We start from the raw sequence: 16,228 nt of genomic DNA, 5'->3' as shown, positions 1-16,228 counted from the left end.
TGCGACTGCTCAAGCAACACTGTGGGGTCGGTCTCATAAGGTTGGTCAATACGCTCGGTCGCTGGTGTTTTAGTACTGCGGCGCGCTGGGGTCTTTGTAGCTAGGGTCTTTGTAGCTAGGGTCTTGGTAGGCTGCGACTTTTGGGGCTTCGCTTTATCCGTTTTGGCATTGTCAGTTTTGGTACTGTCAGTTTTAACACTATTTGTCGCTGTGCTATTGGGGGGATTTGCCATGTCTCACTCCTTAAATTCAATGGTCGGCTGATGGGTTGAAGTAAAGTGTAACAAATTATTTACTATTGACTATAGACCATTTAAACCCAAGCCACAATCGCTTTTTGCCCTACATTCTGGTCATAATTTTCACTTGTAGTCGAGGCAAAAAAGGCGTTTAATAACCTTAGGCATGTAAGTAGATAGGTAAGCGAATCAGTCATCGGGTGAGGATAAACTGGATGATTAAATATCTTCAAGCTTTAGCACATCATAAGCGGGGGTTTCATACGGGTGTGCCTGTTTTAAGGCTTGCACTACCGCTTTGATGCGCTCATCTGCAACCACCATCTCGACTCGCCATTCTTCGATTGTTTGTAATTGATTGGTGGTACCAATAAAGGCTTGATTGCCTGCCAATGGCATAAACTGTCCTGTACCCAACACCTGCCAACAGCAATACTGATAGTTGCCAATGTGCCCTGCCCCTGCGTCAAACAAGGCTTGCTTTACAGCCTCTAGATAATCCGTCGGTATGTATGTGGTGAGTTTATACATGTGTTGCCTTATTAAACTGTTAAGCCGTTAAGCCCTATCATCATGGTTTTGTATTTGTTTTAATCTAGATTTAATCTAACATAGTTTTTTTGCAAAAAGCGCGTTGGTCGACGGTTTTTCGTTGATTATTCCCCCGTTTTAAAAAAAATCCACCATAAATTCGCCATATATTATACAATATTGTATAATATATATTATTGTGAAATGCTTAGGTGGCGTATGTTGTTATTTTCTATTGCTGATTATAGTCATCCATTGGTGGGTGGCATGTTGATTGGGCTCTCTGCGGTTATGCTTTGGTGGAGTATTGCCAAGATTGCTGGCATCAGTGGCATTGTCGCCAGTCTCTGGCAGCCAAACTCACCTGATTTTGCTTGGCAATTGGCGTTTTTTGTGGGCTTGCTGGTATCGCCTTGGGTGTTTGCTATGTTCTTTAACTTGCCAACCATTGAGGTAACCTCATCGCCTTGGCTGTACATTATCGCAGGTTTGCTAGTAGGTATTGGTACGCGGATGGGCTCAGGGTGTACCAGTGGTCATGGTATCTGTGGCAATGCACGTTTTTCACCGCGCTCACTGCTGGCCACCATTACCTTTATGTCCGCAGGGTTTGTGACGGTGTTTATCGGTCGTCATTTGTTGTCATTGATTTAATTGAGACGTTAGGGGCATATATCATGCGAAAAGAAATTGTGTTATTAATCAGTGCTATCTGTGGGTTGGTTTTTGGTACGGGTTTGATTGTCAGTGATATGGCAAACCCAAAAACCGTGCAAAGCTTTCTTGACCTCGCAGGCGATTGGAATCCTGCGTTGATGTTTGTGATGGTTGGCGCGCTCATTGTCGCGACCATCGGTTTTAACTTAAGTCGCTTAAAAAAGACCAGCCTATCGGGTGCGCCGTTTCCAATGATTCGCCGCGGTATTGATAAGCGCTTGGCGATTGGGTCGATGATATTTGGTATCGGTTGGGGCATCGCTGGTATCTGCCCTGCCCCTGCGGTGGTTCTGATGGGCATGGGTATCTGGCAAGGGGTGGTATTTTTTGTCGCCATGCTAGTAGGTATGGGGATGGTGATAGCGTTTGATAAAACCCAATCTGCTTAGTCATCAGTTTAGTCATCATTAGGGTGAAATAACCGATAAAACCCGCCCGCCATGAGCCAGCTTGCTAGTTGCTGTGGCGTTTCTGTTTGCCCTTGCCGCACCCAATGAATATAGGTGTGATACAGCATTCCTGAGGCGAATACCAGATTGTACTCCCCGCTTTTATCCTGTGTTGCTGTCATAGCTTGGCAAGTCAATGACTGCTTTTTGCGGTATTCGACAAAAATTTTGCTATTAAGGAGGGTGTCTAAAATCAGCCCTTCAAAGCCTTGATTGAGCAAAATCTTGGTTGATAACTCAAACTTGCTCAGATAGTCAAACACGCGTACCAAAAACGCATAAAACTCGCCCTCGCTTGCCGCCGTCAAGTCGATAAAAGGAAAATCATCCTCAATCTGCGTCAAATAGTCTTTGAGTAACGCAAGTTTGCTATCGTAATTGCGGTAATACCCCATGCGACTCACGCCTGCCTTTTGGGTCAGCTCGGTGACGCTGATATCAGCAAATGGCGTGGACTCCATGAATTTGAGCAGCGCTATGGCGAGCGAACGTCTGACCACGGTGTTGGCATTGCCCATGATATGCGCCTGCTGTCCAAAATCACTCAAGCTCGACTCAATACTCGTACCCGTGGGCGATGGAAGCGGTGTGAAGGTTGACTTTGGCACGCTTTAATCCTTTCAACTCAATCCTTTAACTTAACTTATCAAAACAAAACGAACCCAAATGTCACAGTTGCAGCAGCCTGCTGAAAAATTAGTATACCCTAATCAGGTGGCGCGTTGAACTGTTTAGCGCTAAACCGCTGTTATACAAAGACAGATACAGCCAAAAAGCCACTGCAAAGTAGCCCGCGGTAGGTCAGCTATAAGGACAACTATTCAAGATAACTATTTAATTAAGTTAAGGACGATAAGGAAAGCGATACATGGAAGGTCAATCATTTGATACGGATTTTTTGGTCATAGGCTCAGGCTTTGGCGGTAGCGTCTCGGCGATGCGACTGACCGAAAAAGGCTATCGCGTGATTATCGCTGAGCAAGGCAAGCATATTTCTCCTGAAACCATGCCCAAAACCGTGCGCGATATCAAGCAATTTTTGTGGTTGCCTGCGCTCAAGTACAAAGGTTTTTTTTCGCTTCAGCTATTTAAGCATGTCATGGTGCTGCATGGTAATGCAGTGGGCGGTGGCTCAATCACTTATGCCAACACCTTATTACAGCCAGAAGACAAAATTTGGCAACAAGGTAGCTGGGCAGGGCTTCACGATTGGCAAGCGGTGATGCCACAACATTATGAGACCGCCAAACGCATGCTAGGCGTGAGCCAAAACAAAAAAATCGGCAACGCAGATTTGATGCTACAAAAAATGGCAAACCTAAGTGGCGTGGGTGATAGTTTTTATCTTACCGATGTGGGCGCCTACTTTAGTGAACATGACAAGTATGCTCACCCCTCTGTCAATGGTGACCCGTATTTTGGTGGCGCAGGTCCTAAGCGCAGCCCTTGTATAGGCTGTGGTGGCTGTATGGTTGGCTGCCGTTATGGCGCCAAAAATACCCTAGATAAAAACTACCTGTATTTTGCCCAAAAAAATGGCGCTACCCTGCTCGCTGAAACCAAAGTCACGGATATAGTACCGATAACTGATGATAGCAAATCATCAAGCGACCCTGCCTATCAAAACGGCTCGCAAGGCTATCGGGTGACGCTGCAATCAGCGGATAAAGGTGAGTATCAAATCGCCACCCAACAAATTGTGCTGTCAGCCTCTAGCCTCGGTAGCCAAAAACTGCTGTTTGAGCAGCGCCATAAAGGCAATATGCCCCATATTTCCCCTTATCTTGGCAAGCGTATCTATACCAATGCTGAATCTTTGCTAGGCGTACGATTTTTGGATGAGCAACATGGCGCCATGAGCGATGGCGTGGCTATCGGCTCTGGGATTTATTTGGGTGATGGCACACATATTGAGGCGACGCGTTATCCTGAAGGTTTTAATATTGCGTCCTTTTTGGCGACGTTAAGCAATTATAAAAACGGCAAAAAAATGTCGCTACTGGTTTGGTTATGGTGTTTTATAGTGCAGTTTATCGTCAAGCCCCGTCAGGCGTGGCGTGCATTTCGACCGCATAATATGGCAAAACAAAGCCTTATTTTGCTATGTATGCAAAGCACGCCGTATGCGCTTGAAATGCGCTATCAAAAAAGCCCGTGGTGGCGGGCTTGGTTGGGTAGTCGCTACCAGATGCAAACCTATGGGCCTGCGATCCCCGCCTTTATCCCAGAAGCGAGCGCGTTTGCAGAGCAGATGGCAACCCAAATGGGAGGAATCGGTTATGGCGTGTTGTCGGAAGTATTTTTGAACATCCCAACCACCGCGCATTGTATGGGTGGGATTTCGCTGGGCAATTCTGCATCAGATGGCGTGGTCGATAAGTACCACCGATTGTTTAATTATCAAGGGTTTTATGTCTGTGATGGCGGCAATATCTCGACCAACTTGGGCGTCAACCCAAGCCTCACCATAACGGCGTTGACAGAGCATGCCATGAGCCATATTCCACACAAATCAGCCCAGTTACCGCATGCTGCGGATACCACGAGCCAAAACGCGACGCTAGTTCAAAAAGATGCTAGCAAGATACCGGCTTAACTGCTATGTTGAGTTAAAATTTAACTAAATGATTGGGATAATACACATGACACCTCAAGACAACTGGGATGCAATTAATTCGGATGCAACTATCAATACCATGCAGCAGCAGTTTGACATCATGCGGACGGCTAGCCGCCAAGACCAATATGTTGATTGGTCAATTCGTAGTGCGCGGCTAAAAAAATTAGAACAGTTGGTGATGGATAACCAAAGCGAGATTATCACCGCTATTCATGCCGACTTTGGACAGCGCCCAGCGGCTGAAACCACCATGCTTGAACTGTTCCCAACGCTTGAAGCGATTCGTTATACACAAAAGCACGGCAAAGCTTGGTCTGCCAAACAACCGGTCAAAACTGGGATTTGGTTTTTGCCCGCTCGTAGCTATATCCAGCCACAGCCGTTAGGACTCGTAGGCATTATTGCACCTTGGAACTATCCGCTGTATTTGGTGATTGCGCCGCTGGCTGCCGCATTGGTGGCAGGCAATCGTGCGATGCTCAAAGTCTCAGAAGCCTCACCGAATTTTGAGCAGTGGCTGGCTAATGCGTTACCCAAATACTTTGCCGCAGACGAAGTGACCTTAATTACAGGGGATGTCGAAGTCGCACAAGCCTTTAGCCAATTACCGTTTGACCATTTATTTTTTACCGGCTCTACCGCAGTGGGCAAACATATCATGAAAGCCGCGGCACAGAATTTGACCCCTGTCACCCTTGAGCTGGGCGGCAAATCTCCTGTCGTAGTGACGCCGAGCGCTGATTTGGCAAAAACTGTCAACCGCGTATGGACAGGCAAAACCATGAACGCAGGACAGACCTGTATTGCGCCTGATTACGTGTTGATGCAGGCGGATAAAAAACACGCCTTTATCGAACAATCAACCGCATGGCTTGACGCCCACTACCCCAATCTTGCAGACAACCCTGACTATAGCTTTGTCATCAATCCCAAACAAGCCAGCCGCGTGCAAGGTTATCTCGATGAAGCCAAACAGCGCGGTGCCACTATCATTCCACTGACCGATTATGAAGTGAATATCGAGACTGGATTTTTCCCGCCGATGATTGTCACCGATTTACCCAGCGATGCTAAATTGCTGACAGAGGAGATTTTTGCCCCTGTATTGCCACTGGTGTCCTACCAAGACTTGGCGCAAGCGGTGGCGTATGTGAATGAGCGTGACCGCCCACTGGCGTTGTATGTGTTTGGCGAGGACAAAGCCGACACCGACTACGTGCTCGAGCATACAGTGAGTGGCGGCGCGTGTGTTAACGAAACGATTTTTCACATTGCCCAGCAAAATCTGCCGTTTGGCGGTGTCGGGGCATCAGGGATGGGGCGTTACCACGGCAAATATAGCTTTGACACCTTCTCTCATCCAAAAGCGGTGTTTAAACAAAGTCACCTTAATTTCGCGCATTTGCTCCAACCACCGTATGGCAAGACCTTTTGGAACATGATGAAGGTGATTTTAAAAGCCTAGTGATTGCAATGCCTAGACAACCTTGTATGGATAACTTTGCCTATATAACTCGGCATAGATAACCGTTACTATCACTCTGGTAAATTAGTAACATCGTATGAGCTAGTTCATTGGTATGTGCTAGCTTATTGGTAATAGTTATCGTGCTTTTTGAGCCACCAGTTCATGTTATCTTGGCGTTTGGCGCGAAATTGCGCCAATCTTTTGGCAATAGCCGCATTGTGCGCTCGTGCGGTATCAAGCCCAAATAGAATCGGCACACTGACAAGCACGCCATAGCGCCATTTTGGCCTAGGCAGTCCCAAGCCATCGCCGATATCATCACCCACTAAAGTCCGTGTGACACTGGCATTGACCTGCTCAACCAGCTGTCCACGTCTGTTGTCCTCACCCATAATTTGCGAGGGTAAATCATGCAGCGCTTTGGCGAGGGGTTTACCAAATTCAAAATCTAATTGCTGGGTTGCCAAATAGCTATAAAGCCATGCCCACGCCTCGGTTTCATCTTCAGGAATGCGCGCCAGCTCAATCCCCATCCACCAACTTGCCAGTTGCCATAAGTGCATGATGCCTTGTGACTCTTCGGCGCTGATTCTTGCCCCCAGTAATTTTAGTCCGCGCATAATGAGTAGCGAAAACTGCAAGTGGGTTGCCACCATATCGGTTTGGTTAATGGGTACCCCCCAGTAGTCACTGTCCCAATCATGACTGCATAATTGTTGTCTTACCAGACCGTGTATCTGACGCACTTGCAGACTTTGTCGCCAGCCTTCTGTGCCAATTGCCAATGGGGGTTGCTGGTTGCGGCTAATCGCTGGGTACTCAGACACTGCCAAAATATACGCATAGGTTCGCATGAGCCTTGGCAATGCATCATGCACTAACGCCCCTGTTTTGATGAGTGGTAATGAGAGCGCAGGGATACTATACCCTGCCATTAGCGCGACATTACGCAGTAACCAAATCAGCATTAACGGATAGCGCCGATAGGCAATTGCGCCAATCTCGGCAAGCTTGGCATCATACCAACTCGGATATTGGCAAAACTGCTGATATAGCGCCTCAAACGCGGGCTGTTGCAATAACGCTTTGGCTGCCGATACATTACCCGTTTGCGCTATCCCTTGCTCATGCAAAATCAATTGCTGCAGAGGTTTGGCAAATTTGATACCGCTGGATAACAGCGCATCGACAGGCTGATCTGCGATACCGTACCCCTGCTGCATCTGTTGCAATAAATCCTTTGACACCTCAAAATCACGGGGCAATAAAAATCGTTTGATACGCTGCAACACTTGTAACTCAGCATGGTGGTCAATGTCAGTATTGCGCCCCAGTGTCGGCAAATCGGTTTGATAAAGCGGGTTCATAGTAGTGGTAAATCAGTGATGAATAAACAGATAGCCTAGCGCATTTTGGCAACTAAAAAATACTTATGTGCCAAAAAAATCGTTTTTTTTGTTTAAAAATGTTAGACCTTAATCGACTGTGTGTATTTACTGGATGAATTTGACCTTTAGCTTGCCTGATGGGTTTCAATGACCAGTGAGATAATGATTGATTGGATAATGAAGGCTTGGGTAATGATGACTAGCATAGCGTTAGTCCATGTCACATTTATCGAACTATTTTGTCGCTGACGCTAAGCCTATTTTTGATTACACTATAGCCAACCTCTCTTGTCTTAACAGTATCAAAATCGAGCCACCCTTTGAAATCACCTAGAATCTTAGAAACGCCACCCAATTGGACCGAGGATGAAAAACCCGCGTTACCCGGTTCCCCGCCGAGTATTGCTCACTCTCGATCAAAAAGCATTGTGTACTTTGTCATCGGCGTTTTTATTGCAATTTGTGGTGGCTTGGGCAACGGCATTATTACCGCCAATTTACCGCAAATCCAAGGCGAATATGCGCTGACACCCTCACAAGTGGCTTGGATACCTGCTGTGTATGTGATGGCAAATGTCAGCGCCAACCTGCTGCTATTTAAAGCGCGTCAACAATTTGGATTACGCTGGTTTTCTGAAATATCCCTGCTGATGTTTATGCTGGTGATGTTTATTCATATATTTGTGCAAAACTATCCGATGGCTTTACTGGTGAGGGCGATAGGAGGCTTTGTCGCGGCGCCGTTATCCTCACTCGGGCTTTATTATGTGATGCAAGCCTTTTCCAGTAAGTATCGCCTGCAAGGTTTGTATATTGGCTTTGGGGTCAGTGCGCTGGCGATTCCGTTGGCTTGGATAATGTCCCCTTATTTGGTCAATGTGAATGACTGGACTCGGCTTTACACCTTTGAGTTCGGTTTGGCGCTGTGTTGTTTTGCGATGGTGGTTGCCGTCAAGTTGCCACGAAGTTTACGTATCGAAGTGTATGAAAAGAAAGACATTCTCACCTTTTTGTTATTGGCGCCCGGTTTTGGGTTGCTGTGTGGGGTGTTGGTACAAGGGTCGATTTTGTGGTGGGAAAACTCACCGTTATTGGCGTATATGCTCATTGGTGCTTTGGCGCTGTTGATGTCAGGCTTTTTCTTTGAGCATTACCGCAAAAATCCTTTGATTATGACCCGCTGGCTGGGGAGTTTTGCGTTATTGCGTTTTGTGGTCGGTGCTTTTTTACTGCGTTTGATTATGTCTGAGCAAAGTTATGCGGTGGTGAATTTTTTAAAATCCCAAGGTCTCATGTCCGACCAGTTTGTGGGTTTTTATACGGTCATATTTTTTGGTATGTTGGCAGGTTTGATAGTCAGCGCCCTGACCTTTTCACGCGATCATTTGATTCCGCCGATGGTGGTGGCGACTTTGCTCGTAGCGGTTGCCAGTGTGTATGATGCCAATATGCTCACCAGTGACGTGCGACCCCAAAATTTTTATCTCAGTCAATTTGCAGTCGCGTTTGCAGGCTCACTGTTTATGGGTCCATTGGTATTGATGGGATTTGGGCTGACGCTGCGACAAAGCGTTAATCATGTCATCACCTTTATCATATTGTTTGGTGCGACCCAAAACTTTGGCGGGCTGGTAGGCTCGGCTTTTTATAGCACCCTGCAACAGCAGCGCACCCAGTATCATAAACAAAGTATTTTACAGCAAATGCAATCGACAGATGCCACAGTAACCCAGCGGCTTCAACAATACCAAGCAGGGTTTAAACCCGTCATCACCGACAACAATTTATCGCAGCAACAAGCCCAACAATCCCTCAACCAAATTGTTACGCGAGAAGCGCAGATTAAAGCGTATGGCGATATCATTACTGTCAACAGTTACATTGCCACATTCTTATTTGCTTGGGGTATGATTAATATCGCCCGCAAAAAATACATTGAAAATCGGCAAAAAGTAGCAATTAAGCAAACTTAGACTGGATAAGCTAGATGCGTATAACAAGGCGACCCAATTAGATAACTGTTTTTTTAGATAACAGTTTAATGATAAATAAAATTTAATCATCAATAAAATGCTTACGGAAAACCCAACTCATGAGTAGTGAAGCAAAAACCCAAAATGATGCGCCAGCTGATGACAGCGATGATAAACCCACACAGGCGCCTGAGAAGATTATCAACCCTAGACCGCTTACCTTAATTATCATGTTGGTGGTTTTTTTGCTCGGTGTTGGGGTAATTTTATGGGCATGGCATTTGGGTCCGTTTAACTCCCCACTGCAACAAACCGAAAATAGTTATGTCAAAGGCAATATCACCCTATTGTCGGCACAAATTAATGGTTATATCGAAAAAGTCTACGTCACTGATTTTGAGGACGTCAAACAAGGTCAGCCGTTAGTTAAAGTCAGCAGTGCTAACTACTCACAGCAAGTAGTACAAGCCGAGTCAGGTCTGGAACAAGCGACCACCAATTTAGCCAACCAGCAACAAATCATCGAGCAGCGCAAAGCCGATGTCAAAGCCGCGCAGGCAAAAGTAGCACAAGTTAAAACCCAGCTAGAATTGTCTATCCAACAGCTTAAACGACTTGAATCCTTGGTCGGTGTTGGCGCCGTGTCACAAAATGAAGTCGATACTGCCAAAGCGGCGGTTAAAAACAATGAAGCACTGATGAGCCAAGCAATAGCCAGTGTCGATGTCGCCCGCGAAGGTCAAAAGACCGCGGAAGTAGCAAAGATTGGTTTGGTGGCACAGATTAAAAGCGCCAATGCACAGCTAAATCAAGCCAATACCAACCAAGAATATGGCTTAATCACCGCCCCGACCTCAGGTAAATTAGGGCAAATCAATATCCGTACCGGTCAGCTGGTGACGCAAGGCACGCAGTTGGTTTACCTCATTCCAAAATCGATGTGGGTCATTGCCAATTTTAAAGAAACCCAAATTGATAAAATGAAAATCGGGCAAAAAGCGTGGTTTACTGTGGATGCCCTAGGCAAACAAAAATTTACGGGGGTAGTCAAAAGCATCTCCCCCGCAACAGGGTCAGAATTTAGTGTCATTAAAACCGACAATGCCACCGGGAATTTTACCAAAGTGGTACAGCGCATTTCTGTACGCATCGACATCGATGGCAACCAAAGTCGTCTGAATGAATTGATGCCCGGCATGTCGGTAGTGGCAACGGTAGATACGTCAAGTTAGTAAATTAACCCTTTTTTATTCTCCTCTACCAAACGCAGTTTAGTCAGATAAGCTTAAAAAATCTTTCGCTAAATAAGCTGGGTTAGGATATTGATAGAACCCTTCACCCGTGGCTTCACCCAATTTGTTGGTATCGACCAGTTCTGCTTTGAGCTTTTCAGCGGGCTGCTGCAAAGAAGGGTCCGTTTTTGCCAGTTCATTAAAGATATTGTAGTTGGTTGTCATGCCATTTTTATCCAAAATCGCCATCGGTCCAAAGGGTGAACCCGTGGCTATCATCCACGTTTTATCAATGGTTGCGGCGTTGGCAACGCCGTTTGCCCACAGTTTTAACCCCGCTACCAATAACGGAATCAATAAGCTATCAAGCACATAGCCCGATTGTTCTTTTTTCACCGCTATCGGTAGCATAGCAATGGCTTTGGCAAATTCGATGACGTCAGCATAGACTTGTGGGTCGCAACTTGGGGCCGCCATCAACTCCACCGTATTACGGATATGGATATGATTGGCAAAATGCAGCATCAAGAATTTTTCTGGACGGTTAGTAAAGGTTGATAACACGCTTGGCAATAACGTCGATGAGTTACTGGCAAACACGGTTTTGGCAGGGGCGGCGGCTGAGGCTTTGCTATAAAAATCTTTTTTGATGTCTAAGCTTTCTGGCACCGCTTCAATCAATAGGTCTGCATCTTTTAACGCCTCATTCAAGTCCGTGGTGTAAGCCAAATTGTTGCTAGCTGCTGCCACTTGGGCATCGGTTTCACCTAGGTCATGCTGATGCTGATTGGCAAGGTCGGTAAAGCGGGCTTTCGCCTTAGCAATCGCGTCATCGTTAATGTCATAAATCGTCACGTTAAACCCATGAAACGCACATTGCACCGCAATTTGGTTGCCCAATACCCCACTGCCTGCCACGGTAATATTTTTATAGGGTACTTTGGATAAATCCGCTTTGGGTGGTTTTAAAAAGTCAGGATTTTTAAAGGCGGGATTGGGGTATTGATAAAATCCTTCGCCCGTTGGCACGCCCAGTTTATTTTTCTCGATATACTCTTTTTTAAGCATATCAACGACCGCTTGGTCTTGTTGTTTGCCCTTGGCCACAGCAAGCTTGTAAATATTGTAAGGGGTAGTTAGCCCCAGCATGTCATAAAAAGCAAATGGTCCCATCGGCGAGCCTGTGCCAAGCATCCAAGTTTTGTCGATGGTTTGAATGTCAGCAATGCCTTGGATATACAGCTGCATCCCTGCATTTAACCAAGGATTGAGTAGTGAATTTAGTACATAGCCCGAGGTTTCTTTGTTGACGATAATAGGCACCATGCCGATTTGTTTGGCAAACGCGGTCACCGCATCAAATACGTTAGGGTCAGTATCGGCATGCGACATAATTTCGGCAAGATTGCGCTTCCAAATCTCATTGGCAAAGTGCATCATCAAAAACTTGGCAGGACGGTCGGTAAATTTGACCAAATCACTGGGCAACATGGTAGATGAGTTACTGACAAATACGGTTTTTTCGGGTGCGGCTGCGGAGGCTTTTTGATAAAAATCTTTTTTGATGGCGACATCTTCGGGCACCGCTTCAATCAATAGATCTGCGTCTTTCAAGGCTTCTGTTAAGTCTGATGTATAGCTCAAGTTTTGCTCAGCCTGTTTGGCTTGCTCGGCTGTTTCGCCCAAATCATCCTGATGGCGTTTGGCGATATTGGCAAATTTGGTTTTGGCTTTATTGAGTACCTCGTCATTGATATCATACACAACGACTTTAAAGCCATGAAACGCCGCTTGTACGGCGATTTGATAGCCCAAAACACCACTGCCTGCGACTGTGATATGGGTAAAATTAACAAGAGGATTCGACTCTGACATACAATACTCCTAGATTAACAGGCAAATACGCAACTTTATAACCTCATAATCGATGAGGCATGTAAATTTTTTTTGGTATTATCGTATTTGCTGTCGACTATTTTTAATTAGATTAAAAGAAAAAAAACCGTTAGTATGTTCAAACACTAACGGTTTTTGATTTATTTATGGAGATTGAGTTTTTCACCCAATTGATGAAATTTTTGGTTTATTTCATCACGAAATGCGTCCAATTTTGACGAAAGGTCAGCTTTGCGTTGTTCACGCCATACTTGTTGCAAGTGTTTAACCGCCTGGTCATGTGCTTCTTTGGCTGCGATGATTTCACTTTGTACATGAGCTACGTCAAAGCGTTGGCTATGCGTGTTATACTGCGCAAAAAAGTCGTTGAGTGGTTGCTCGTTTTGCTCTTGAACCAACGTTAAAATCGCCACTTCACCGTCTTTTAGATTTTGGGCAACGTATTCAAGTAACGATGATTGAGCAAAAGACGCTGCCGCACCGACATCACTACCGAGTACCATACCCAGTGAGCCGCCGATTAACAAACCTGCAGGTCCGCCCAATACGCCAAGCAATGCGCCTAACAGACCGCCTATAACCGCCCCACCACTAATTTGTTCGCCTTGGTCTAGGCTATCGATCGTTGTGATCACACCGTTTTCTTTTTTAATGAGTAACGCTTGCGCAATCAAGGTTTCAGCGTTGCTTTTGTAAGCTTTAAGCTCGGTAAAGGCTTTGTAGGCTTCAGTTGGTACATCAAAAATAGTGACTAAAATATTTTGTTGTGCTTTCATGTCTGTTATCCTTATTTTTTTAATTAGGTTTTTTTAATTAAAGGTTATAAAAATCTTTATTAAACGCTTCTTTTAGATTGGTTGGCTCGACACGTTTTTTATTGTTTAAGCTATGGCGAGTAGTGGAAGCGGTTTGATAAGCTCGAAGACGCGCATGTTGCAAATTACCAATCGGACGGTTGGCTTCAATACAACGAAACGGGGTAAATGACAAGTGTTCCATAATGTCAAAATTGCCGTCATCTGGTACATCTTGGCAAGGGATGGTGAGTTTTGCCACGGTCACAAAAGGCGCATCTTTTTCATCCCATTCTTTGGTCAAGTCATTGATGGGTTGGTCTTTTAAGTTACGGCACAGCTGGATTTGCACATCAAACTCATAATCATGCTCACGGATTTCTTGTAAAATCAAAGGACGAATCGCCTCGTTAGTAGCGTTGACATCGAGATCTCGGCGCTTGATTTTGGCTTGTGACGCTTTGGTCGGGGCGACACGGATTTTTGCCATATAGTCGCCATGACGCACCGCCCCTTGTGAGTAAAAACTGTATAACAAGGTATTTTGCGGTTTGATGGTTTTAAATTTACTAAAAGCCCTAAAAGTCTTGAGGGATTCTTTGGATGGCAGTTTTTTGCCATATTGGGTAATCCAATCAAAGGCAAACTTGGCTTGACCTTTCGCACCTTTGGCAAAATAATCATTTAATTGTAAAAATAGCCGTGAAATATAACTATAGTCTTGGATAGTATTACAAAAGAAAATAGGAAAATTAATCAGATTATAGTCAAAGTTTGGGCTATCTGGCTCATCTGGCAGTAATTTTTCGCCTTTGACACCAAAGACTTTAATCGCCAACCCTTGAGAAAGTCCCAACTTGTTGTCAGCAGCCACACGAGATGAGCCGTTAGAAAAACGAATCACCGCTTCATGACGAGCGGGTTTGGCATAGATACCTTGGGCATATTCTTTGGGCAGTTTTGGTAAAATCTCAAAGTTGGCTTTTAACGCACAGTAGCCTTTGGCATGGGCATCTCGGGTATGATAGTTGATTTTGCTAACCGTGTCTGATTTGCCGATATAGTCACGAATATCTGCAGTGATTTGGTCGATGGCTTTTTCATCGTCACTCGTAAGCTGGTCGATGGCTGGGTCAAACTTGGCATAACGACGACCGAATAATTTATTTAACATGATGATTGTCCTTTGTTATTTTTATCAGGTTAGGTGTACTAAAAGCTCCTAACCTTTTTTTATTTAGTTTTACGCTAATATTAATTTTCGTTAAGCTCACTAATCCATTTAAGTGCCGACAAGCTTGGTACAAAAAGATATTCACCGCCTTGTAGGGTATTAAATTGCAAAATATTGGTATGACGCTTACGAATTGGCTCATCGGGTACGGTGAATACATCGCTATCAGCGTCACTACCTGCGTGTACGCCTAGCATTGGGTCACGTTCTTCCCCAAGGTTCATAAAGTTACCGTCATTAATCCATTGGCTTTGCAAAAACTCAAGCGTGTCCATGGCATGCGCGTTGATACCGATAAAAAATAAACCCCGCTCTTGACCGTCGTCTTGGGTCACGTTGGGCGGCACGATATCGCCATACGATACACTACGGCGGATAATACGATGAAGACGCACATCGCTTAGAATAAAGTCTTTGGTATTGCGTGGGTTCATACGGCGAGCATGGGCACCAAATGGGCAGCCTTTGCCATAGGGATCATCCGTGTAGTCAAATTTATTGTTTGCTACATTGTCTTTGCCGAGGGCTTCATCATCGTGATCTGGGCTTAGGGTGATGGGAGCGCCCGAACGCCAGCGACCGAACATTTTTGCCCCCAATTTATCGGCTTTAGCTGGGTCATTGTCGCTTTGTTCTAGGCAATAGCGGTGAAAGTCAGCCACATTACTGCGGTATTTTCGCAGTACCATAAACGAACCGTTTTTTCCCAATACTTCAGGCTGTGGCATGGGGGGTACCACGCCCGCTTCACCTTTATAACCTAACACAAATTCACCCGCCGCAATCGGGCGTTCGGTGTTATTTTCAAGGCTGATACCACTGCCATCAACTTCTGGGTTACTGATACCATCGCGATAACCAAACACGTTTTTGACGTCACCCTCTGCGCCAAAATCATGTTCCACCAAGATTTCGATGGCGTTACGGCTGGCATCTAGATAAGGGGCAAACGCCTGTTTAATTTCGGCAAGTTTGGCTTGCCATTTTTCTTGGCTATCGGCAATCACCGCGCCGCAAATATGAATATCGCCTTTATCACCAAATGGCGCAAGCCAGTTGCTAGGGTCATTATCGCCTTTGTCACCCAAGATATTGGAGCGACCTGCCATACCTGTTTTGAAATTTTCTGGGAAAGAATCAAGCGAGCTTTGCGGTAAGCCTAAGGCTTTTAGCCCCTCATACGTCATCACAATGGTCAAATTGGCATCCATATCTTTTTGGAAATTTTTTGAGCCTGTGACGTTTGGTAATACCGATTTTAGTAATTCACGACCCGCGTTGCTGTCATTGACTTTTAGCGCGACAAGCGTGCCATAGTAAGGCGCCGGGCGGTCATGCAAGATGATGGCTTGAATATCCTCAAGCTCTATCGTGGCGATATTGGGATAGATAGCGTTCGTTGCCCGTGTGGTGACGCTGTGCAGCTGCGTGCTGATTTTTTGTTTCGCTTCATGTACCCGTTCTTTGACACTACCTTTTTCACTGGGTGTATCACTGTGTTCAAATTTGTCTTTAATGGCCTCTATGCCATGCTCGATACCATCTTGTAGATGGGTTTTTAATTTGCCAAGTAGGCTTTCATTCGCTGGGTTGTCGTTATTCATGGTCGTTCCTAGCAGAGAATTTCAAAAATTTGATGCTAAGAACCTGTTCACCATACACCACGCTAAATATGGCTTGTGGTAAA

13 protein-coding genes are annotated in these 16,228 nt (G+C 45.4%); 6 read left to right on the top strand and 7 right to left on the bottom strand.

What is annotated here, in order from left to right; translation table 11 throughout:
* Positions 1 to 458: 458 nt before the first annotated feature.
* Positions 459 to 770 (bottom strand): YqfO family protein, encoded by a 312-nt coding sequence (locus RT084_RS04360; protein WP_312385190.1) that lies wholly within the window; start codon positions 768 to 770, stop codon positions 459 to 461.
* 219 nt (positions 771 to 989) lie between these two features.
* Between RT084_RS04360 and RT084_RS04355 the strand changes: the two genes are divergently transcribed.
* Positions 990 to 1,424 carry a YeeE/YedE family protein gene (locus tag RT084_RS04355; protein WP_051499825.1) on the top strand — a complete coding sequence of 145 codons (435 nt, stop codon included), beginning with the start codon at positions 990 to 992 and terminating at the stop codon, positions 1,422 to 1,424.
* A 23-nt stretch (positions 1,425 to 1,447) separates the two neighbouring features.
* Positions 1,448 to 1,876 carry a DUF6691 family protein gene (locus RT084_RS04350; protein ID WP_312385191.1) on the top strand — a complete coding sequence of 143 codons (429 nt, stop codon included), beginning with the start codon at positions 1,448 to 1,450 and terminating at the stop codon, positions 1,874 to 1,876.
* An 8-nt stretch (positions 1,877 to 1,884) separates the two neighbouring features.
* Here RT084_RS04350 and RT084_RS04345 read toward each other — a convergent pair whose 3' ends face one another.
* Positions 1,885 to 2,544 (bottom strand): TetR/AcrR family transcriptional regulator, encoded by a 660-nt coding sequence (locus RT084_RS04345; RefSeq protein ID WP_219331685.1) that lies wholly within the window; start codon positions 2,542 to 2,544, stop codon positions 1,885 to 1,887.
* 260 nt (positions 2,545 to 2,804) lie between these two features.
* Between RT084_RS04345 and RT084_RS04340 the strand changes: the two genes are divergently transcribed.
* Both RT084_RS04340 and RT084_RS04335 read left to right on the top strand, forming a co-directional pair.
* Entirely contained in the window at positions 2,805 to 4,532 is a 1,728-nt protein-coding gene (locus RT084_RS04340; protein WP_312385193.1) for a GMC oxidoreductase, read from the top strand.
* Positions 4,533 to 4,578: 46 nt separating this feature from the next.
* A complete protein-coding gene (locus tag RT084_RS04335; RefSeq protein ID WP_313097717.1) occupies positions 4,579 to 6,021 on the top strand; it encodes a coniferyl aldehyde dehydrogenase in 1,443 nt (480 codons plus the stop codon).
* Between the two features lie 125 nt (positions 6,022 to 6,146).
* Here the strand turns inward: RT084_RS04335 and RT084_RS04330 are convergent, their stop codons facing one another.
* Positions 6,147 to 7,391, bottom strand: a complete 1,245-nt coding sequence (locus tag RT084_RS04330) for an oxygenase MpaB family protein (RefSeq protein ID WP_313097716.1) — start codon at positions 7,389 to 7,391, stop codon at positions 6,147 to 6,149.
* A gap of 341 nt (positions 7,392 to 7,732) precedes the next feature.
* On the opposite strand from RT084_RS04330, the gene RT084_RS04325 reads away from it, so the two are divergent.
* Positions 7,733 to 9,385: an MFS transporter gene (locus RT084_RS04325; protein ID WP_313097715.1), complete on the top strand. Its 1,653-nt coding sequence runs from the start codon at positions 7,733 to 7,735 to the stop codon at positions 9,383 to 9,385.
* 119 nt (positions 9,386 to 9,504) lie between these two features.
* Entirely contained in the window at positions 9,505 to 10,617 is a 1,113-nt protein-coding gene (locus RT084_RS04320; protein WP_312385200.1) for an HlyD family secretion protein, read from the top strand.
* A 39-nt stretch (positions 10,618 to 10,656) separates the two neighbouring features.
* Here the strand turns inward: RT084_RS04320 and RT084_RS04315 are convergent, their stop codons facing one another.
* The 4 genes from RT084_RS04315 to RT084_RS04300 form a co-directional block, all read right to left on the bottom strand.
* Complete coding sequence (locus tag RT084_RS04315; RefSeq protein WP_313097714.1) at positions 10,657 to 12,492, bottom strand: 3-hydroxyacyl-CoA dehydrogenase; 1,836 nt, start codon at positions 12,490 to 12,492, stop codon at positions 10,657 to 10,659.
* A 161-nt stretch (positions 12,493 to 12,653) separates the two neighbouring features.
* Positions 12,654 to 13,289 (bottom strand): DUF1269 domain-containing protein, encoded by a 636-nt coding sequence (locus tag RT084_RS04310; protein ID WP_312385202.1) that lies wholly within the window; start codon positions 13,287 to 13,289, stop codon positions 12,654 to 12,656.
* A gap of 37 nt (positions 13,290 to 13,326) precedes the next feature.
* A complete protein-coding gene (locus RT084_RS04305; protein WP_313097713.1) occupies positions 13,327 to 14,481 on the bottom strand; it encodes a catalase family protein in 1,155 nt (384 codons plus the stop codon).
* 80 nt (positions 14,482 to 14,561) lie between these two features.
* Entirely contained in the window at positions 14,562 to 16,145 is a 1,584-nt protein-coding gene (locus RT084_RS04300; RefSeq protein WP_313097712.1) for a Dyp-type peroxidase, read from the bottom strand.
* Positions 16,146 to 16,228: the final 83 nt, after the last annotated feature.

The sequence above is a fragment of the Moraxella sp. CTOTU48717 genome (assembly GCF_032057165.1).
Lineage (GTDB): Bacteria > Pseudomonadota > Gammaproteobacteria > Pseudomonadales > Moraxellaceae > Faucicola > Faucicola tetraodonis.
The sequence above is the reverse complement of the archived record's forward strand: the minus strand, read 5'-3'. Positions and strand labels throughout refer to the sequence as shown.